Origin of the sequence: Bradyrhizobium stylosanthis (assembly GCF_001641335.1) — a bacterium.
GTDB classification, from domain to species: domain Bacteria; phylum Pseudomonadota; class Alphaproteobacteria; order Rhizobiales; family Xanthobacteraceae; genus Bradyrhizobium; species Bradyrhizobium stylosanthis.
Genome location: NZ_LVEM01000001.1, coordinates 48,026 through 64,984, shown reverse-complemented (window position 1 = coordinate 64,984; position 16,959 = coordinate 48,026). Strand labels below are relative to the sequence as shown.

Below are 16,959 nucleotides of genomic sequence, written 5' to 3'. Positions count from 1 at the left end.
GGAAAGTCGGCAGGGAGTCGCCGCTCAAACGTCGTAAACGAAGTCTGAAGCGGTGCACAAGTAGCGCCAGTATTGAATTTAGATCAACGCAATTTCTATGCACTACTTCACAATTGTCATTATGGATTAATGCGGATGATCGAGAAGCGGACAACGCAGCGTCACCGTGTTTTCAAGGGTGGGACGATCACCTATGAAAACAGTGGAATCGCGTGCACCGTGCGAAATATGTCTGAAGGCGGCGCCGCGATCGACCTCGATGCGGCTGTCACGCTGCCGCAATCATTCACACTCTCGATCGCGCGCGACAATTTCGTGCGGAATTGCCGTCCCGTTTGGCGCGACGACAGACGCGTCGGTCTCGCTTTCGTGCAATAGCGCGTCGCATGTGAACGACGGTTCGTATCGCATCCACAACACGGTTATGTCTGCGTGATACGACGACGGCGTCTCTTGCCGAGACTGCGATCGCGCGCGCGATGACCGCGAGACGCGACGCTGACGCGCGCGCGTTCGGACAATCGACCATGTGCGACCACAGATGCGACGGCGCGCCGAAACGGCGCGTTGACGTTCCGGCTGTGCGAAGGCACGGCGTACATTGCGTGTCGGAAGGAGCGTGACGCGCGTGGCCGCAACCCGCGTGGCGGGCGCGCGCGCGAGCCGTCACATCATTTCGGTTTCTTGGCAGGCTCGTTCTTGGCAGGCTCGGCCGGGCGGGCCCCGCCCCACGGATCGTACTTTTCCTTGGGCTCGGGTATGCGCTCGAGCGCGGCCTTGTAGGCCTTCTCGTCGACCTTGGGCTTGTTGTCCGCCGGCTTGGCGCCGGTGTCATTGGGAGAACGCCGCCCCTGCGCCTCGGCCGAGCCGCACGCCAGAGCCAGCACCGCAGCCGCTATGACCAAGATCTTCATTCGTGCAATCCCCCTCGCCTGGGGTACAAACTAGCCCGCAATCCCATAATAGCAATGCCACCGGTTCCGGGCCTTTCAGCAAATCTTGATCGGCCGGGGCTTCGTCGGACCGCATTCGTACCTATTTGTTGGCCCGCAGGGGACCTTCACGGATGTTGCGGATCATTGCCCATGCGGCGCTGCTGGCCGGCGCGCTCGCGCTCGGTGCCTGCGGCTTTGCCGACAGCCGCGCGCCGGTGCCCGAATTCATGCGCATCAAGGAAGTCGAGCAGCCTCCGCCGGAGCCGCCGCCCGACGTCAAGCGCGTGGTGCGTGAGCAGATGGACCTGGTGTTCCTCACCACGTCGAACCCGCGCGAGGTGCACGTGGCCCCGCCCCGTCACGAGCCGCGAGGACCGGGCTGGACCGCCTGCGTTCGCGCGCAGCTCACCTCCGCGACCGGCGGGGCGCTCGGCCCGCAGACCTATATCGTGACGATCAACGGCGGGAAGGTCGTGGATCGCCGGCGCGCGGAAGCCGTCGACACCTGCAGCAGCGAGACCTACGAGCCGATCTAGGAACAAACCGCCGCTCACGAAGGTCCGGTTCCGGGAAAAACCAGCATTGCATGCGGGAACGATCACCGCCTCCTCTTCTTGTTACCGCCGAGGGCAGTTTCGGAGGAGGACATGATGAGGACGTTGACGATTGCGCTGTTGGCGGGCGTTGGAGCTTTGGCAGCCACATCGGGTGCGAAGGCTTCGGATATCTACACAAGCAGCGAATACACCAATCCGGATTTCGTCCAGCAGGTGCGGCTGGTCTGCGACGACGCCGGCCGCTGCTACCGCACGCGAGGCGGCGCCCGTGTCATCGTGCGCGATTCCTATAACTACATGCCGCGCGAGCGCTACTACGAGCGCCGCACCTATCACCGCGACTGGGATGACGGCCCGCGCGCCGGCGTCGGCATCCGCGCGCCCGGCGTCAGCGTCGGCGTGGGCGTCGGCGACGACCGCTGGTAAGCGATGAAGCACTGATTGGCGGGACCGGGCGAGACAACTCGCCCGATCCCGCTTTTTTGTGCCCGGAACGGAATCAGGCGGCGACGGATTGCTGCTGAAACTGCTCGTAGGCCGCGATTGCATCGGCGGCGTACATCAGCGACGGCCCGCCTCCCATGTAGACGGCCATGCCGAGAGTCTCCTCGACCTCCTCGCGCGTTGCGCCGAGCTTGACGAGCGCCTCGGTGTGAAAGCCGATGCAGCCGTCGCAATGCGAGGCGACCCCGAGCGCCAGCGCGATCAGCTCCTTGGTCTTCTTGTCCAGCGCGCCGTCGCGCGTCGCGGCCTGGGCAAGCAGGGCAAATCCCTTCATGGTGTCGGGAATGTCGCCCCGCAACTTCTTCAGATTGGCGGAGATCTGCCTGACGATCTCGGGATAGTTCTTGTCCATGACTTACTCTCTATTGTGCCCTCAGGTTTCGAGCGGATCGGCCGGCGCGACGAAGCGCGTCAATGACGGCAGGTGGGCGGTGAAGCGGGCGAGCAGCATGCCGGCACACATCGCTGCAACGAAAATGAACGCGGAGACCGAGCCGTATCCGAGCGCGGTCAGCGCCGGGCCCGGACAGAAGCCCGCCAGTCCCCAACCGATACCGAAGATCGCGGGACCTGTGACGATCCTGGGATCGATATCTCGTCGCGTCGGCAGATAGAATCGATCGGCGAAGAACGGGCGCGCCAGCTTCAGCACGCGGCGGAAGCCGATGAAGGTCACGGCCACCGCGCCCGCCATCACGAAGGCGAGGCTCGCATCCCATGTCCCTGCCGGAATGCCGCCGACGTCCAGGAAGTTCAGCACCTTGGCCGGATTCGACATGCCCGAGACGATGAGGCCCATGCCGAAGATCAGGCCGATCGCGAATTGAACGAGGATTGCCATCGCCGTCAGCTCCAGTGCCGCATCACGAAGACGGTCGCCATGCCGGCTGCCATGAAGGTCATCGTCGCGACCAGCGAGCGCACCGACAGCCGCGACAAGCCGCAAACGCCGTGGCCGGAGGTGCAGCCACTGCCCCACACCGACCCGAAACCCGTGAGCAATCCACCGATGATCAGGACGGCCGGCCCCGCGGCGATCGTCTGCGTCGGCAGGCTTCCTGTGACGAGCCACACCAGCACGGGCGCGACGACGAGACCGGCGACGAAGGCGAGGCGTCCGGCGAATTCGCGGTCCTCATAGGGCGGAAAGAGCCGCACCGCGATGCCGCTGACGCCGGCAATCCGCCCCGTCGCCCACATCAGCAGAACGGCGGCGAGGCCGATCATCGCGCCGCCAACGAGCGACGTGACCGGCGTAAATGATGTCGTGACCATGAGCCTCTCCTGGCCGGGAGCACCCTTCGGGGCGCGATATATATTTACTTCAGTTGTTTCTTATTTTCGAATTTACTAATATATCTGGCGATCATGAAGCGCAAGCCCAGGAATCAGGAACTGCTCGCTCTGGAGGAGAAGGCCGAAGAGGCCTCCCGCCTCCTCACCGCCATGGGCAATCCCAAGCGGTTGTTGGTTCTCTGCAACATGCTGGACGGCGAAAAGTCCGTCGGCGAACTCGCCGACATCGCCGGCCTGTCGTCGGCCGCGCTATCGCAGCATCTTGGAAAGATGCGCGCATTGAGCCTGATCAAACCCCGGCGGGACGGCCAGACCATATACTACAGCATCGCGAGCCGCGAGGTCCGTTCGGTGCTGGAGACCTTGTACCGCCTCTTCTGCGCACCGGAATAGGAATTCGCCGACGCAAACGGGGACGCGCGGGATGACCGACAACACCTTCATTGAGGGGCCTCTCTACGAGAAGCGCCGAAAGGTCTATCCGCAGTCGGTGCACGGTCCGTTCCGCCGCATCAAATGGGCAATCCTCTGCATCACGCTGGGGACCTATTATCTGTTGCCGTTCTTGCGCTGGCATCGCGGAACCGGCCTGCCCGATCAGGCCGTTCTGATCGATCTTCCGCATCGCCGCTTCTATTTCTTTTTCGTCGAGCTGTGGCCGCAGGAAGTCTATTATTTTACCGGCCTCCTCATTATCGCAGCGATGACGCTGTTCCTGATGAACGCGGTCGCCGGCCGGCTCTGGTGCGGCTACATGTGCCCGCAGACGGTGTGGACGGACCTGTTCTACGCGGTCGAGCGCTGGGTCGAGGGCGACCGGCGCGAGCGCATGCAGGGCGACAAGCGCTACTGGACCTTCGAGCATATCCGGAAGGTCGCGCTGAAGCACTTTATCTGGATCATGATCGCCTGGTGGACCGGCGGCGCATGGGTCCTGTATTTCGCCGACGCACCAACGCTGGTGAAGGAGCTCGCCACCCTTCAGGCGCCATTCATCGCTTACTTGTGGATCGGCATCCTGACCGCGACGACGTACCTCTTCGCCGGCCACGCCCGCGAGCAGACCTGCATCTACATTTGCCCCTGGCCGCGCATCCAGGCGGCGCTGACCGACGAATGGGCGCTCAATGTCACCTATCGTCGCGACCGCGGCGAGCCGCGCATGTCAGTGAAGAAGGCGGACGCCGCTCGCGCCCACGGCGAGCTCGCCGGTGATTGCGTCGACTGCCACCAGTGCATCAATGTCTGCCCGACCGGCGTCGACATCCGCCACGGAATCCAGCTCGGCTGCATTCAGTGCGGCTTATGCATCGACGCCTGCGACAACGTCATGCGCGAGATCGGCCGACCCAAGGGCCTGATCGGCTACGACACCGACATCAACATGCAGCGCCGGCGCGAGGGCAAGGCACCGATCTACCGCATCATCCGTCCACGCACGCTGATCTATGTCGCGGCCATCGCCATCGTCGGCAGCATCATGCTCTACACCCTGGCCACCCGCGCGACGATGGACGTCAACGTGCTGCACGAGCGCAATCCCCTCTTCGTCCAGCTCTCGGATGGCGGGGTGCGCAACGACTACACTGTGCGCATCCTCAACAAGGGCGCCCAGCGATCGTTTGCGCTCGAGGTCTCCGGTCTGCCGGGTGCGGTCATTCGTGTCGCCGGGATCGAGGCCAGCCCCGGCGGCAAGCCGGTCATCGAGGTCGGGCAGGATCAGACGCGGGAGGTCCGGCTCTCGGTGCAGGTCGGCCCGGCTGACCTGCCGAAGACCTCCCGCGACGTCGATATCGCCATCACCGATACGGCCGGCGGCGATCGCGCCAGCACCCGCGATCATTTCGTGCCGGGAGACTAGTCACCATCCCACTGAGCAGCCGCACGCGGCCGCGGCTCGGCTGCTGAATGAAGTGTTAACACTACCACTCGAATTGAAGCCGCGTCCCAACGGTATTTTCCAATCTTTGCGCTAAGCATGGCCTCCTGAACGGGGAACGACGGGACGTGGTCGACATCGCGCACCAGGCGGCGATCAATCCGGCATCGGCAAGGGATGCCGCGCCGGCGCGCGCGCCCCTCCCGCTCGCCGCGATCGACCCCGGCCAATGGCGCGCGCTCGCGCAGCGCGCGGTCGAACCGAACGGATATTACCTGCCCGCATGGGAGCTCGCCGTCAGCGCCGGCGCGCGCGGCCGCACCAATGCCTCGGCGCTTCCTGCATTTGACGGATCTTCGCCGCGGCTGATCGGGCTGATGCCGGTGATCTCGCTCTGGCGCGCCCTGAAAATTCCCCTGCCCGCGCTGGTGAGCGCGCATCCCTACGGCACGCTGTGCAGCCCGCTGATCGACCGCGACGCGCCGCTCGAGGCAGCTATGCGCCTGTTGCAGCAGGCGCGTGACGCCGGCGCGCATGCGCTCGTGCTCAACGACGTCGCGCTCGACGGCGCGGCAATGCAATCTCTCAATCAGGTTCTGAGCCGCGACGGCCTGAAGCCGCGCATCCTCTCCTCCTACATTCGCGCCAGCCTCGATGCGACGCAGGATGGCGAGGCGCTGCTGCGCGATGCGCTCGGCGCCAAAAAGCTCAAGGAACTGCGCCGCCAACGCCACCGCCTCGAGCAGCACGGCCCCGTCGCGTTCGAGGTCGCGCGCAGTCCCGATGAGATCAAGCTCGCACTCGAAACCTTCCTGCAGCTCGAAGCCAGCGGCTGGAAAGGCAAGCGCGGCACCGCGCTGGTCCAGCATGACGGCGATGCCGCCTTCATCCGCCGCGCCGTACCGGCGCTGGCGGAGACCGCACAGTGCGAGATCGTCACGCTTCGCGCCGGCACGACACCGGTCGCCGCCGGCATCGTGCTGCGTCATCAGGACCGCGCCTTCTTCTTCAAGCTCGGTGTCGACGAACGCTTCGCGAGACATTCGCCGGGCGTGCAGCTTACGCTCGACCTCACCCGCCATCTCTGCGCCGACCCTGCCATCGCCGGCGCGGACTCAACGGCAAGCGCCGATCACCCCATGATCAACCCGATCTGGCGCGGGCGGTTTGCAATCGGTGACGTGCTGATTCCGCTGCGGCGGAACGATCCGGTCGTTGCGTTGATTCACGCGGCCCTGGTCGGCCTCAACGCCGCGCACGAGACGGCGCGACGCGTGGTCCGGCGGCTCCGCAAATAAGCGAAGCTACTCCGCCGCCTGCGCGTTGATCTCCTCGGAGACCTGACGGATGGCGCGGGCGAGCAGGTTCGGATCCTGCGCGCCGGACACGGCGTACTTTTGCGCGAAGACGTAGGTCGGCACGCCGGAGATACCCTTCTCGGCGGCTTCCTGCGCGTCCGCCGACACGCGTGCGACGTCCTCGTCGGTGGCAAGGCGCTTGCGCACGTCCTCGGCATCGAGGCCGACATCGGCCGCCGCCTGCACCAGCACGTTCACATCGGTGAGATCGCCGCCATCGCGGAAATAGAGTTCCATCAGGCGCTGCTTCATCTCCGGCGCCTTGCCGATCGCCTCCGCCCACAGGATCAGGCGATGGCAGTCGGTCGTGTTGGGTTGGCGCGCCACGAGCTCGGGCTTGTAGACGAGGCCCTCCTCGCTCGCGGCCGCGACCACGCGCCCGGCGATGCCCTTGTAGGCTTCGACCGAGCCGAACTTCTGGGTGAGATAGGCCTCGCGGCTGATGCCCTCGCGCGGCACCCAGGGATTGAGGAAGAAGGGCCGGAAATTCAGCTTGACCGGAACGTCGGGCACGAGTGCCAGCGCGCTCTCGATGCGGTGCTTTCCGATGTAGCACCAGGGGCACACCACATCGGAGACGACGTCGATCTGGAGCGGTTTCAGCGTGCTCATGTCAGGCGCCTCCTTCGGGCACTGCAAGGGTTCGCCCGAACATAAGCCGAACCGGGGGCGGCGCAAGGCACCCGTCCTGCATGGCTCACGACTTCACCTCTGCGGTTATTGTGAGCGGTCTCACTCGCCTCGATACTTGCGGCACGATCAAGCCCTGGGGAGACCGCGATGACCGCCATTTTCAAGCCGGAAGGCCAACTGTTCCGGGCCACCGAGCATGCCGGCGGCCCGTGGTCGCCGGACATGTTGCAGGGAAGCGCCACCACAGGGCTGATGACCCGTGACGTGGCGCGGCTCGCCGCCGAATCCGGCTTTGCGGTGCGGCGCCTGACCTTCGACCTGTGGCGGCCGGCGGGCCTGCGCCTGTTCAGGACCGTCGCCGAATTGCTGCGCGATGGCCGCAAGGCCAAGACCTTGCAGGTGCGCCTGATGGACGGCGAGACCGAGATCGGCCGCTGCACGGCGCTTCTGACGGCATCGAGCGCGGAATCGCCTCTCGATCCCTTCGCCAGGCCCGCGGCGATCGACGCGGCGCCCGAGGCCGGCAGCCCGCCGCCGGCCTTCGCACAGAAATGGAGCCGCTATTTCCAGAACGTCTCGGTACGCCTGATCGAGGGCGCGCTGGAGAAGCCGGGCCCGGCGGCGGCCTGGATGCGGCTCGATGCGCCGCTGGTCGAGGGCGAGCCGAACGCGCCGCTGATCCAGGCCGTGCAGGCCGCGGACTTCGCCAGCGGCGTCGCGCAGATCGTCGACATGCGCGACTGGACCTTCATCAATCCCGAGATCAGCCTCTACTTCTTTCGTCCGCCCGAGGGCGAATGGATCCTGATCCGTGCCGCGACGCGCGTCGGCGCCAACGGCGCGGGCCTCACCACGGCAACGCTGAGCGATCGCAACGGCCCGTTTGCGGAGGTGATGCAGGCCATGAGCTTCGAGCGGCGCGAGGCGAGGCAGGCTCAGGCGTCCTGAGCCGCAAGCGCGGTCAGGGTGGCCTCGGATGCGGCATCGGCAGGCATGAACATCTCGACGCGAAGCTCCTGGAGCGTCACGTCCTGCGGCGTGCCGAGCGTCAGCACCGCACCGATCAGGCCGATGCCGACATCGCCCTTGCGCAGGCGCACCTCGCAGAGCGGCCCCGGCACGGCGTTATCTTCGGTCGCCGGCGCGGGAAGGTCCGGCAGCCGCATCAAGTCGCGCCAGGTCGATTGCAGGGCTTCATCGAGCGGCGCGGCCATCGCCTCGTGCCGCGCCCGCGCCAGCAGCGCGGCGGCAACGATCGGCCAGTTCTCGACGAACGGCTTGAGCTCGTCCGGCGCGAGGAACATGCGCATGTGATTGAGCGGTCGCTGCATGCGCGCCGGGCCAAGCAGCATGGTCATCAGCCGCGCGGCGGCGCGATTGGCCTGCATCACGTTCCAGCGCCGGTCGGTGACGATCGCCGGGAACGGCTCGTGACGGCCGAGCAGAAGATCGATGGCGCGGCGTGCATCGGCCAGCTCTGGCGCCGACAGATCGCGCTCGCCATATTGCCGCGCGAAGCCTCCGGCCTCGAGCAGCGCATTGCGGTCACGCAGCGACAGATCGAGCGCGGACGCAAGCTGCAGCAGGATGTCGCGGCCCGGCGCCGCCTTGCCGGTCTCGACATAGCTCAGATGCTTGATCGAGATGCCGGCCTCGAACGCCAGCTCCGCCTGGCTCAAGGCACGGCGCGTGCGCCAGCCACGCAGGAGATCACCGACGGGATTGGCCGGCCGCAACCGCCGGAACGCGCGTGTGTCCATCCGCGGATTATGCGAGCGGCGCTTGCTCCTGTAAACGGCGCGGCTAGAGGCCGGCCGCCATCTGCTTCAGCCGTTCGGCGGTACGCTCGTCCGCCGGAAAGAACGTCTCCAGCGCCAACTCCGACAGCGTGATGTCGACGGGCGTGCCGAACACCATGGTGGTGGAGAAGAAGCTGAGGATCTCCCCGCCATGCCGCAGCTTGAAGGGGATCGCGACATTGTCGGCCGACAGCGGCCCCGAACGCGCCGGGATCGGGTAGCTCTTCAGGTCATTGTAGAGCTTGATCAGCTCTGGATCGGCCGTCGCCTCACATTGGCGGTGCAGCCGCTCGAGCAGATGCCCGCACCATTCCGCGAGATTGACGGTGCGCGGCGCCAGCGCCTCCGGATGGAAAGCGAGCTTGAGCACGTTGACGGGCTGGCCGAGCAGCTGCTGCGGGATTCCGGCGAGCAGCGGCGCGACCATCCGGTTGGCCGAGACCAGGTTCCAGTGCCTGTCCACCGCGAGCGCCGGATTGGGCTCATGCGCCCTAAGCACGAGGTCGATCGCCTGACGGGCTGATTTCAAGGCGGGATCCTCCAGCGCGCGCTGCGGAAACGCCGGAGCAAAGCCGGCCGCGACCAGCAGCACGTTGCGTTCGCGCAAGGGCACGTCGAGACGCTCGGCTAGCCGGAGCACCATGTCGCGCGAGGGCGCGGCACGGCCGGTCTCGACGAAACTCAGGTGCCGCGCCGAGATCTCGGCCTCACCCGCCAGATCGAGCTGGCTCAGGCGGCGGCGCTGCCGCCATTCGCGCAAATGGTCGCCGATATGAACCGGCTGGCTACGTTCGGCCTGGGCCGTGGATGCATGTGCGTTCATGACCAAAAACCTAGCATGCGGATTTCGGCCCTTCCATTACCCGCGAGGTAATCGAATTGGGCCACGCGGCGGCGCATCTTCGGTCGCAACAGGAGATGACCATGATCGCGCTGCTGCTCTACCGGACCGTCGCAGACCACGTCTTGCCCTGGGCGATGGCATTCGCAACCCGGATGCTGGCGCGCAGCCTCAACATGCCGGAGCCGCTGGTGCATTCGACCGGCGACTATGTGGTCGCGCAGGTCATCGCCTTCGAGCACGGCTTCGGCAGGAGCCTCTGCCCGTTCCGCCTCGCCCGCCTGCTCCGCGCCTGGTGGCGCGGACTGCATTGAATTCCACCCCAGCCCAACCCAAGCAAGGAGACCAAAGATGATCGACGCATCCACCTTCCTGCGCCGCGCACTGCTCGCCGATGCCATCTTCAGCGGCGTCGCCGCCCTCGGCTTCACCTTCGGCGCGAGCGCGTTCGCAGCGCTGTTCAACCTGCCCGAAGCGCTGCTGCGCGAGACCGGCCTGTTCCTGATCGCCTACACCGCCCTGGTCGGCTGGCTCGCCGCGCGGACTTCAGTGCCGAAGCCGCTGGTCCTGCTGGTCGTGGTCGGCAATGCGGCCTGGACCGTCGGCAGCATCGCGCTGCTGTTCTCAGGCGCGGTGTCGCCGAACATCGCCGGCGAGCTCATGGTCGTCGCGCAGGCGATCGCCACCGGCGTGTTCGCGGAGCTGCAATTTGTGGGATTGCGGAAGAGCGAGCGTGTCGTGGCGGCGTAAGGCCGCATCCGCTGCTGTCGTCGCCCGGCCATGTGCACAATTGCGCACTGGACCGGGCGATGCAGTGTTTCAGTGACGTTGAAGGGATATGGAGAGGCCGCGGCGTACTGGATGCCCCGGTCAAGCCGGGGCATGACACCGAGGTTGACGACTACGCCCGCGCTCGGCCGTTGGCCTTGCCAGCGGCGTGACCGTTAAGCTTCTTCTTTTTGGTGGCTTTGGGAGCCGCCTTCGCGGCCTTGCGTTCGGTGCGCGCCTTCACCTTGGCGCGCTCGGCGCGGGCTTCGGCGCGCTGCTTCTTGCGCTTGTTCTCGCAGGACGGACACTTGCAACCGATCGGCTTCAGATAGGCTTTGAAATAGTCGGTACCGTAGTCGTAGTTGATCTCGTCGCCGGGCTCGATGTTCTTGATGGCGCGGATGAAAACCTTGCGCTCGCGCGGGCGGACGTCCGACTCCGCGTTGGGCCGGCAGGAATGGTTGATGTAGCGCGCGACGTTCTTGCGCACCGAGCCGTCGATGGTCCAGCGGCCGTTGAGCTCGAACAGATATTTGTTCTCGATGTCGTCCTGCTCGGGAATCCGCGAATCCAGAATCGGTCCGAAATATCGGATGATCCGGGTGCCTTTCTTGATCGGCATGGTGGCGAAGAGGCCGAGTCCGGTCTTGGAGCGGCCGACGCGGTAGGATTTGCTGGAAGCGGTGACTGGCATGATCGAATGAGATGACGCGAACGAAAGCGCGGTAAGCGCGGGCAAGCCGCCCTTCTAGAATGATTCCGCGCCGCTGTCAGGTCTATCCCGCCTTTGTTTGAACCTTGCCCACAATCAAGACGTCTGATGAAGGGAGTTCCCGCACCATCAAGGCATCATCATGAGCCGTATTGGGTTCATTTCCCTGGCCGCGCTGCTGATTTGCTTGAACGCCGGTACGGCCGGCGCTCAATCCATAGGCAGCAGCTACACCTCCACCGCGCCAAAGGATTGCCGCCGGATCGGCAAGCCGAGCGAGCTCGACGGCAGCACGACGCGGGCCTGTCCGGGCAAGGATGGTCTCATCGTCCTGATCGCCGAGGACGATCTGCGCGAGGTCGTGTCGGTCGGGCGCAATCGCAAGGCTGCCGCGGAGGAGCCGGCGGCGAAGCTGTGGTTTGCGCCGTTCAATTCATCGGAGAACACGGTCGAATGGCGCAGCGCTAGCGCAAAACCGTTTGCGATGATCCAGCGCTGGCACATCGCCGACAGCACCGATCCCGACAAGCAGGGACGGCCCAACACGAAAGCCATGCTGGTCGTGACCCGGCTGCCGCCCGGCCCGGTCTGCCATGTCGTCTATGTCGATGCCATCGCCAACACCAATGCCAATGAGCTCGCCCGCAAGGCCGCCGACGATTTCGCCCGCGGCTTCACCTGCGGCAAGGACGAGGTCAAGATCATCGGCGCGCGCGGCCGCGCGGTCGAGCTTGCGACCATGCGCTGATGTCCCGGCGCTAGGCACGCGCCTTGATGCGGTGATAGTGCGCCAGGAGGCGCTCGCCCTTTGCCGCAATGCGCCTTGCTGCCGCTACCGTCTTCGGAACAGGCTCGCCCCAGGCATGCGCCGACAATGCGAGGCGGGTCGGCCGTCCCTTCGCATCGACCAGCGGCGGCAGTTTCGCGCGGCCATAGAAGCGCACCGCCCAACTGCCCTTGCGCCGCATCTCCTGCGGCGTCATCTCGGATTCTTTCTTGGTGACGCCGGGCCGCAAATGCGCGCCCTGCTTGCGCGCAAAGGCCTTGCGGCCGGCGGCGGTCAGACCGCCGCGCGGATCTTTCTCCCGCGCCGAGGCACGGCGCTTGCGCGCGGACTTTGCGGTCTTCTTGGCAGCCTTCTTCGCGGTGCGCTTGCGGGTCTTCTTCGCTGATGTCTTCTTCGCCGACGTCTTTGCCTTCGACGATCCGGACGTCTTCTTCGCAGCCATGCGCATGTTGTCCACGAGGTTGGGATAGCGGCGGCCGGCGCGGCGGGCACGAGCTTTCGCCGCCGATTTCTGCGCGGGCGTGAGATGCTTCGACGCCTTGCCTGCCCGCTTGCGCGGGTTCGAGCGTTTCCAGGGAGCGCGCGGTGTTCCGGCCATGCGGGTCCAACGCCCGACCATGGCAAGGGTTGCGTCCGACCCGAGGGATCAGGGCCCCGGCAGCTTGCCGCTGATGGGGGCCGTCAACATCGACTCGAGTAGCCGCTCGGCCGTCGTGCCCTCGGGCAGCCGCCCCAGAATGTCCTCGAGGCGGCCGTCGAGCAGCAATGTGGTGAAGCCGTGCACCATCGACCAGGCGCGCGCGATCGCGGCGCCCTGCTCCATCGTCAGCGCATCGCCGCTGATCTGCTCCTGCCGCATCGCGCCGATGGCATTGGCAAGCCCGGCGAAGGACGCCTCCGCCGCCTCGTGCAGCGAGGGCCTGGAATAATCCAGCCGCTCGGTGCGGAACATGATGCCGTACATGCCGGGATGGGCCTGGGCATAGGCGACATAGGCCTTCGGCCGCGCCAGCGCGCGCCCGAGCGGCGTGGTGGCGGCATCGCAGGACGAGGCCATCGCGGCGTTGAACTGGCGGAAGCCGACGGCTGCAAGCTCGCTGAGAAGCCCGGTGAGATCGCCGAAATGATGCGTCGGCGCCGCATGCGAGACGCCCGCCTCGCGCGCCACCGCGCGCAAGGTCAGGCCTCCGAGCCCGTCGCGCTCGAGCACCCGTTCGGCGGCCTGGAGCAGCGCTTCGCGCAGGGCGCCGTGATGATACGGCGTCTCCGTCTTCGCGCCCGCCGCGCGGCGTGCCGGACGCGATGCCGCAACCGATGTCGGTCTCTTGGGGGCACGCGCGCCTCGTGCCGTTTCGCTCTTGGTGTCGGTCTTGGCCATTTGCAAGCTATATGACGCAATATTGACAGTGTAAAGATTTCACTTGACGAAAGCCGCGATCAGCTCTATTCCATCTTTACGATGTAAAGATGGGGAGGACTACGCCGTGCAGCACGACGCCGTCACCGAGCGCCGCAACAATATCGCGCCGATCCCGTTCGAGGCCGACGCCCCCTTCCTCAAGATCGTCGGCGAATTGCCGCGGGAGCTCAACGGTGTGCTCTATCGCAACGGCCCCAATCCGCAGTTCGAATCTCCCGGCGCGCACTGGTTCGTGGGCGACGGCATGCTGCACGCCTTTCACCTCGAGAACGGCCGCGCCAGCTACCGCAACCGGTGGATCCGCACGCCGAAATGGCTGGCCGAGCACGACGCCGGCCGCGCGCTGTTCGGCGGCTTCGGCCGCAAGCTGCCTGATGCACCGAAAGACCTCACCGACGGCGGCGTCGCCAACACCAACATCATCTTCCACGCCGGCAAGCTGCTCGCACTCGAAGAAGCGCACCTGCCGACCGAGATCGAGCCGGGCACGCTGGCGACGCGCGGCTATCACAACTATCAGGGCCGCGTCGCCGGCAGCTTCACCGCGCATCCGAAGGTCGACCCCGTCACCGGCGAGCTGGTGTTCTTCGGCTACAACGCCGCGGGGCCGCTGACACCAGCCCTCTCCTACGGATCGATCGACGCTTCCGGCAGGGCCACGCGCTTCGAACGTTTCGAGGCGCCCTATGCCAGCATGGTGCACGACTTCATCGTCACCGCGAACCATGTGCTGTTTCCGATCCTGCCCATCACCGGCAGCATGGAACGCGCGATGAGCGGACGGCCGCCCTATGCCTGGGAGCCGGACAAGGGCGCCTATGTCGGCGTGATGAAGCGCAGCGGCACCGCGAAGGACATCGTATGGTTTCGCGGCGAGGCCTGCTACGTCTTCCACATCATGAATGCGTGGGAGGAGGACAACCGTATCGTCGCCGACGTCATGCAGTTCGAGGAGGCGCCGCTGTTTCCGCATCCCGACGGGCGGCCGACCGATCCGGATAAATCGCGCGCCCGCCATTGCCGCTGGAGCTTCGATCTCTCAGGGAATACCGACCGTTTCCAGCAGACCTACCTGGACGACCTCACCGGCGAATTCCCGCGCATCGACGATCGCCGCGCCGGGCTGAAGAGCCGGCACGGCTGGTACGCCTGCGCCAATCCGAAGCTGCCGATGTTCGGTGCGCTGTCCGGCATCGTCCATGTCGACGGCAACGGCAGGCGGCTCGGCCATTATCTGCTGCCGGCGGGCGACACCATTTCAGAGCCTGTCTTCGTCGAACGGTCGAAGGATGCACCGGAGGGCGACGGCTGGCTGCTCGCCTTGGTCTGGCGCGCGCGGGAGAACCGCAGCGACCTCGCCGTGTTCAATGCTACCGACATCGAGGCCGGGCCCGCCGCCTTGGTGCAGCTCGGCCACCGCGTGCCCGACGGCTTTCACGGCAATTGGGTGGGCGCGGCGTAACGCGCGGAATGACGTCGCGAACGCAGAGAGGTCTTTCATGCACATGCCCTCGATCATCGCGGCCTGGCTTGCCCTCCTCGCCCTCGCCGGCGGCGCGCTCGTAATTCAGATGATCCGGTTGCGGCGGAATGGCCCCATCTTCTTCAACGGCGGCATCCTGCTCACTATCGGGCTGCTGCTCGCCTGCGCACTGCCGCTGCTGTCGCGCCTGCCCTGGGCGGAATTGGCCGAGGAGGCGTCCGACCAGGCCGTTGCAGCCCTCCACCTGCTGGAGGTCGCCTACGTGATTTTGACACTGTAAAGATTTCGCTTGACCGGGCGCCGTCCGCGGACTACTAATCTTTACATCGTAAAGATCGACCTGACCGAGGCGGCCCATGGCGATTTTCCTGATCCTTGCGCCCTACGGCGCCTACACCTTCCTGATGCTGGTGACGACGGCCACGATCAGCGTGCTCGCGGCCTCCGCGATCTGCCTCGCCACGGTCGCACTCGATGTCGCGCGCGGCCGCTCGGTGAAGATCCTGGCCGTCGGCTCGGCGATCGTCTTTGCGGCGATCGGCCTCTACCTAGCGCTGGTCGACCCCGCGCTCGGCTCGCTCGGCGTCAAGCTGTCGGTCGATGTCGGCATCGTCGTCATTTCACTGGGATCGATGCTGCTCCGCCGTCCCTTCACGCTGCAATATGCGCTCGAATCCGTCCCGGCCGAGACCGCGGCGATGCCCGGTTTTCTCCGCGCCAACTACATCATTACCGCCGCCTGGACCGCGGCAGCGCTGCTGATGGCGGCCGCCAATCTCGTGCTGCTCTACGTGCCCGGCCTGCCGCTCTGGTCGAGCCTTGCGGTCGCCTTCGCCGCCCGCAACAGCGCGATCTACTTCACAAAATGGTATCCCGAGTATCGCCAGATCAAGTACGGTACGCCCGCCCGCGCTCTCCCCGACGCCCGCTGAACAGGATTGACGATGAAGGACGTTTTCGCCCGCCTCGCCTCCGACTTCCTTTCCGCCATCATCTTCCTGGCCGTCTATCTCATCACCGACAACGTCATCCTGGCGACGTCGGTGGCGATCGCCGGCGCGTTCGCGCAGGTGATCTATGCCCGGGTCAAGGGGCAGCAGCTCAACTACATGACCTATGCGAGCCTCGCGCTCGTCGTCGTGCTGGGCACGGTCACGCTGCTGACCAACGATCCCCGCTTCATGCTGGCAAAACCCTCGATCGCGCATTTCGCGATCGGCGCCATCATGCTCAAGCGCGGCTGGATGCTGCGCTACATGCCGCCGATCGTCACCGAGACCGTCCCGGAATACGTGACCGCCGCGGGCTATGCCTGGGCCGCGCTGATGTTCGTGATCGGCGCCGGCATGATCGCGGTCGCCGCCACCGGCGATCTGAAGCTGTGGGCGTTCTACATCACGGTGGTCGCGGGCGGCGCCAAGATCCTGGCCTTTGCCGTGCAGTATGTGGTGCTCAGGCTCATCGTCACCAGCCGCCGCCGTGCGGCCGCCCGCGCCTGAAGCGCGATGCGATCGCGCTTCAGCTTGACGTTTGAGCATGATCTTTTCGGAAAACCGCCACACACTTTTCCGGATCATGCTTCGATGCCCCATCGGAGCGTTAGGCAGGCGCTGCGAGTTGGGGTATAGGCTCGCCCAGGACTGGCCGCGGATCGTCGCGGCCCGCCGGGATTTGTTCGGGAGACGGGAATGGCCGTAGACGGCAACTGGAATCTGACCATGACGACGCCGATGGGCGAGCGCCGGACGACGCTGAGCCTGAAGGCTGCGGGCGGCACGCTCACAGGCACCCAGGCCGCGGAAGGCGATACCACCGAGATTTTCGACGGCACCGTCTCCGGCGACAACGTCTCCTGGAAGGTCTCGATCACCAACCCGATGCCGCTCACGCTCGAATTCACCGGTACCGTCTCCGGCGACAGCATCAACGGCGAGATGGGCATCGGCCCGATGGGCAGCTTCCCGTTCACGGGCGCCCGCGCGTAAAG

25 protein-coding genes are annotated in these 16,959 nt (G+C 65.8%); 15 read left to right on the top strand and 10 right to left on the bottom strand.

Features of this window, described 5'->3' with window-relative positions; translation table 11 throughout:
• The first annotated feature begins 135 nt into the window (after window positions 1–135).
• The gene (locus tag A7X65_RS00345; RefSeq protein ID WP_063684714.1) at window positions 136–378 is read left to right on the top strand and encodes a PilZ domain-containing protein; all 243 of its coding nucleotides are present in this window, start codon (window positions 136–138) and stop codon (window positions 376–378) included.
• A gap of 293 nt (window positions 379–671) precedes the next feature.
• On the opposite strand, the gene A7X65_RS00340 is transcribed toward A7X65_RS00345, so the two are convergent.
• Window positions 672–914 (bottom strand): hypothetical protein, encoded by a 243-nt coding sequence (locus A7X65_RS00340; protein ID WP_063682401.1) that lies wholly within the window; start codon window positions 912–914, stop codon window positions 672–674.
• A 152-nt stretch (window positions 915–1,066) separates the two neighbouring features.
• Here A7X65_RS00340 and A7X65_RS00335 point away from each other — a divergent pair, with 152 nt between their 5' ends.
• Complete coding sequence (locus A7X65_RS00335; RefSeq protein WP_063682400.1) at window positions 1,067–1,471, top strand: hypothetical protein; 405 nt, start codon at window positions 1,067–1,069, stop codon at window positions 1,469–1,471.
• A gap of 111 nt (window positions 1,472–1,582) precedes the next feature.
• A complete protein-coding gene (locus A7X65_RS00330; RefSeq protein WP_063682399.1) occupies window positions 1,583–1,918 on the top strand; it encodes a hypothetical protein in 336 nt (111 codons plus the stop codon).
• Between the two features lie 73 nt (window positions 1,919–1,991).
• Here the strand turns inward: A7X65_RS00330 and A7X65_RS00325 are convergent, their stop codons facing one another.
• The 3 genes from A7X65_RS00325 to A7X65_RS00315 are packed head-to-tail and all read right to left on the bottom strand — an operon-like array spanning window position 1,992 to window position 3,271.
• Window positions 1,992–2,348, bottom strand: a complete 357-nt coding sequence (locus A7X65_RS00325; RefSeq protein WP_063682398.1) for a carboxymuconolactone decarboxylase family protein — start codon at window positions 2,346–2,348, stop codon at window positions 1,992–1,994.
• A 21-nt stretch (window positions 2,349–2,369) separates the two neighbouring features.
• Window positions 2,370–2,837 (bottom strand): DUF6691 family protein, encoded by a 468-nt coding sequence (locus A7X65_RS00320; RefSeq protein ID WP_063682397.1) that lies wholly within the window; start codon window positions 2,835–2,837, stop codon window positions 2,370–2,372.
• A 5-nt stretch (window positions 2,838–2,842) separates the two neighbouring features.
• The gene (locus A7X65_RS00315) at window positions 2,843–3,271 is read right to left on the bottom strand and encodes a YeeE/YedE family protein (protein WP_063682396.1); all 429 of its coding nucleotides are present in this window, start codon (window positions 3,269–3,271) and stop codon (window positions 2,843–2,845) included.
• Between the two features lie 93 nt (window positions 3,272–3,364).
• On the opposite strand from A7X65_RS00315, the gene A7X65_RS00310 reads away from it, so the two are divergent.
• From A7X65_RS00310 to A7X65_RS00300, 3 genes are all read left to right on the top strand, one after another.
• Window positions 3,365–3,685: an ArsR/SmtB family transcription factor gene (locus A7X65_RS00310; RefSeq protein WP_063682395.1), complete on the top strand. Its 321-nt coding sequence runs from the start codon at window positions 3,365–3,367 to the stop codon at window positions 3,683–3,685.
• A 31-nt stretch (window positions 3,686–3,716) separates the two neighbouring features.
• Window positions 3,717–5,153, top strand: a complete 1,437-nt coding sequence (gene ccoG / locus A7X65_RS00305) for a cytochrome c oxidase accessory protein CcoG (RefSeq protein WP_063682394.1) — start codon at window positions 3,717–3,719, stop codon at window positions 5,151–5,153.
• A 146-nt stretch (window positions 5,154–5,299) separates the two neighbouring features.
• A complete protein-coding gene (locus tag A7X65_RS00300) occupies window positions 5,300–6,469 on the top strand; it encodes a GNAT family N-acetyltransferase (RefSeq protein WP_063682393.1) in 1,170 nt (389 codons plus the stop codon).
• Window positions 6,470–6,475: 6 nt separating this feature from the next.
• On the opposite strand, the gene A7X65_RS00295 is transcribed toward A7X65_RS00300, so the two are convergent.
• Window positions 6,476–7,141, bottom strand: coding sequence for a DsbA family oxidoreductase (locus tag A7X65_RS00295; RefSeq protein ID WP_063682392.1), 666 nt, complete (start codon window positions 7,139–7,141; stop codon window positions 6,476–6,478).
• A gap of 168 nt (window positions 7,142–7,309) precedes the next feature.
• On the opposite strand from A7X65_RS00295, the gene A7X65_RS00290 reads away from it, so the two are divergent.
• The gene (locus tag A7X65_RS00290; RefSeq protein ID WP_063682391.1) at window positions 7,310–8,110 is read left to right on the top strand and encodes a thioesterase family protein; all 801 of its coding nucleotides are present in this window, start codon (window positions 7,310–7,312) and stop codon (window positions 8,108–8,110) included.
• Here A7X65_RS00290 and A7X65_RS00285 read toward each other — a convergent pair.
• Entirely contained in the window at window positions 8,098–8,922 is an 825-nt protein-coding gene (locus A7X65_RS00285) for a helix-turn-helix domain-containing protein (RefSeq protein WP_063682390.1), read from the bottom strand. The genes A7X65_RS00290 and A7X65_RS00285 overlap by 13 nt on opposite strands.
• Before the next feature lie 43 nt (window positions 8,923–8,965).
• Complete coding sequence (locus A7X65_RS00280) at window positions 8,966–9,784, bottom strand: helix-turn-helix domain-containing protein (RefSeq protein ID WP_063682389.1); 819 nt, start codon at window positions 9,782–9,784, stop codon at window positions 8,966–8,968.
• A 101-nt stretch (window positions 9,785–9,885) separates the two neighbouring features.
• Between A7X65_RS00280 and A7X65_RS00275 the strand changes: the two genes are divergently transcribed.
• Together A7X65_RS00275 and A7X65_RS00270 are read left to right on the top strand one after the other, a co-directional pair.
• On the top strand, window positions 9,886–10,116 hold the full coding sequence (locus A7X65_RS00275) for a hypothetical protein (RefSeq protein WP_186467385.1): 231 nt from the start codon (window positions 9,886–9,888) through the stop codon (window positions 10,114–10,116).
• Between the two features lie 37 nt (window positions 10,117–10,153).
• Window positions 10,154–10,552 (top strand): hypothetical protein, encoded by a 399-nt coding sequence (locus tag A7X65_RS00270; RefSeq protein ID WP_063682387.1) that lies wholly within the window; start codon window positions 10,154–10,156, stop codon window positions 10,550–10,552.
• A gap of 151 nt (window positions 10,553–10,703) precedes the next feature.
• Here the strand turns inward: A7X65_RS00270 and A7X65_RS00265 are convergent, their stop codons facing one another.
• Window positions 10,704–11,264: an SET domain-containing protein gene (locus tag A7X65_RS00265; protein ID WP_063684713.1), complete on the bottom strand. Its 561-nt coding sequence runs from the start codon at window positions 11,262–11,264 to the stop codon at window positions 10,704–10,706.
• Between the two features lie 160 nt (window positions 11,265–11,424).
• On the opposite strand from A7X65_RS00265, the gene A7X65_RS00260 reads away from it, so the two are divergent.
• Window positions 11,425–12,030, top strand: a complete 606-nt coding sequence (locus A7X65_RS00260) for a hypothetical protein (RefSeq protein WP_063682386.1) — start codon at window positions 11,425–11,427, stop codon at window positions 12,028–12,030.
• A 10-nt stretch (window positions 12,031–12,040) separates the two neighbouring features.
• Here the strand turns inward: A7X65_RS00260 and A7X65_RS00255 are convergent, their stop codons facing one another.
• Together A7X65_RS00255 and A7X65_RS00250 are read right to left on the bottom strand one after the other, a co-directional pair.
• Entirely contained in the window at window positions 12,041–12,667 is a 627-nt protein-coding gene (locus A7X65_RS00255) for a DUF6321 domain-containing protein (RefSeq protein ID WP_063682385.1), read from the bottom strand.
• Window positions 12,668–12,715: 48 nt separating this feature from the next.
• A complete protein-coding gene (locus A7X65_RS00250; protein WP_063682384.1) occupies window positions 12,716–13,447 on the bottom strand; it encodes a TetR/AcrR family transcriptional regulator in 732 nt (243 codons plus the stop codon).
• 106 nt (window positions 13,448–13,553) lie between these two features.
• Here A7X65_RS00250 and A7X65_RS00245 point away from each other — a divergent pair, with 106 nt between their 5' ends.
• The 5 genes from A7X65_RS00245 (at window position 13,554) to A7X65_RS00225 (ending at window position 16,957) form a co-directional block, all read left to right on the top strand.
• Complete coding sequence (locus tag A7X65_RS00245) at window positions 13,554–14,951, top strand: carotenoid oxygenase family protein (RefSeq protein WP_063682383.1); 1,398 nt, start codon at window positions 13,554–13,556, stop codon at window positions 14,949–14,951.
• Window positions 14,952–14,988: 37 nt separating this feature from the next.
• Window positions 14,989–15,252, top strand: a complete 264-nt coding sequence (locus A7X65_RS00240) for a hypothetical protein (protein WP_063682382.1) — start codon at window positions 14,989–14,991, stop codon at window positions 15,250–15,252.
• A 76-nt stretch (window positions 15,253–15,328) separates the two neighbouring features.
• On the top strand, window positions 15,329–15,904 hold the full coding sequence (locus A7X65_RS00235) for a hypothetical protein (protein ID WP_063682381.1): 576 nt from the start codon (window positions 15,329–15,331) through the stop codon (window positions 15,902–15,904).
• Between the two features lie 12 nt (window positions 15,905–15,916).
• A complete protein-coding gene (locus A7X65_RS00230) occupies window positions 15,917–16,471 on the top strand; it encodes an inner membrane-spanning protein YciB (RefSeq protein ID WP_063682380.1) in 555 nt (184 codons plus the stop codon).
• Window positions 16,472–16,660: 189 nt separating this feature from the next.
• Window positions 16,661–16,957: a hypothetical protein gene (locus tag A7X65_RS00225; RefSeq protein WP_063682379.1), complete on the top strand. Its 297-nt coding sequence runs from the start codon at window positions 16,661–16,663 to the stop codon at window positions 16,955–16,957.
• Window positions 16,958–16,959 lie beyond the last annotated feature (2 nt).

Bases quoted from the DNA above. Each gene is read 5' to 3' on its own strand.
- A7X65_RS00235 (WP_063682381.1), top strand. From the start codon at position 15,329: ATGGCGATTTTCCTGATCCTTGCGCCCTACGGCGCCTACACCTTCCTG.
- A7X65_RS00295 (WP_063682392.1), bottom strand. From the start codon at position 7,141: ATGAGCACGCTGAAACCGCTCCAGATCGACGTCGTCTCCGATGTGGTG.
- A7X65_RS00345 (WP_063684714.1), top strand. From the start codon at position 136: ATGATCGAGAAGCGGACAACGCAGCGTCACCGTGTTTTCAAGGGTGGG.
- A7X65_RS00225 (WP_063682379.1), top strand. From the start codon at position 16,661: ATGGCCGTAGACGGCAACTGGAATCTGACCATGACGACGCCGATGGGC.
- A7X65_RS00285 (WP_063682390.1), bottom strand. From the start codon at position 8,922: ATGGACACACGCGCGTTCCGGCGGTTGCGGCCGGCCAATCCCGTCGGT.
- A7X65_RS00335 (WP_063682400.1), top strand. From the start codon at position 1,067: ATGTTGCGGATCATTGCCCATGCGGCGCTGCTGGCCGGCGCGCTCGCG.
- A7X65_RS00280 (WP_063682389.1), bottom strand. From the start codon at position 9,784: ATGAACGCACATGCATCCACGGCCCAGGCCGAACGTAGCCAGCCGGTT.
- A7X65_RS00275 (WP_186467385.1), top strand. From the start codon at position 9,886: ATGATCGCGCTGCTGCTCTACCGGACCGTCGCAGACCACGTCTTGCCC.
- A7X65_RS00340 (WP_063682401.1), bottom strand. From the start codon at position 914: ATGAAGATCTTGGTCATAGCGGCTGCGGTGCTGGCTCTGGCGTGCGGC.
- A7X65_RS00320 (WP_063682397.1), bottom strand. From the start codon at position 2,837: ATGGCAATCCTCGTTCAATTCGCGATCGGCCTGATCTTCGGCATGGGC.
- A7X65_RS00230 (WP_063682380.1), top strand. From the start codon at position 15,917: ATGAAGGACGTTTTCGCCCGCCTCGCCTCCGACTTCCTTTCCGCCATC.
- A7X65_RS00330 (WP_063682399.1), top strand. From the start codon at position 1,583: ATGATGAGGACGTTGACGATTGCGCTGTTGGCGGGCGTTGGAGCTTTG.
- A7X65_RS00325 (WP_063682398.1), bottom strand. From the start codon at position 2,348: ATGGACAAGAACTATCCCGAGATCGTCAGGCAGATCTCCGCCAATCTG.
- ccoG (WP_063682394.1), top strand. From the start codon at position 3,717: ATGACCGACAACACCTTCATTGAGGGGCCTCTCTACGAGAAGCGCCGA.
- A7X65_RS00255 (WP_063682385.1), bottom strand. From the start codon at position 12,667: ATGGCCGGAACACCGCGCGCTCCCTGGAAACGCTCGAACCCGCGCAAG.
- A7X65_RS00265 (WP_063684713.1), bottom strand. From the start codon at position 11,264: ATGCCAGTCACCGCTTCCAGCAAATCCTACCGCGTCGGCCGCTCCAAG.
- A7X65_RS00240 (WP_063682382.1), top strand. From the start codon at position 14,989: ATGCACATGCCCTCGATCATCGCGGCCTGGCTTGCCCTCCTCGCCCTC.
- A7X65_RS00270 (WP_063682387.1), top strand. From the start codon at position 10,154: ATGATCGACGCATCCACCTTCCTGCGCCGCGCACTGCTCGCCGATGCC.
- A7X65_RS00310 (WP_063682395.1), top strand. From the start codon at position 3,365: ATGAAGCGCAAGCCCAGGAATCAGGAACTGCTCGCTCTGGAGGAGAAG.
- A7X65_RS00315 (WP_063682396.1), bottom strand. From the start codon at position 3,271: ATGGTCACGACATCATTTACGCCGGTCACGTCGCTCGTTGGCGGCGCG.
- A7X65_RS00250 (WP_063682384.1), bottom strand. From the start codon at position 13,447: ATGGCCAAGACCGACACCAAGAGCGAAACGGCACGAGGCGCGCGTGCC.
- A7X65_RS00260 (WP_063682386.1), top strand. From the start codon at position 11,425: ATGAGCCGTATTGGGTTCATTTCCCTGGCCGCGCTGCTGATTTGCTTG.
- A7X65_RS00290 (WP_063682391.1), top strand. From the start codon at position 7,310: ATGACCGCCATTTTCAAGCCGGAAGGCCAACTGTTCCGGGCCACCGAG.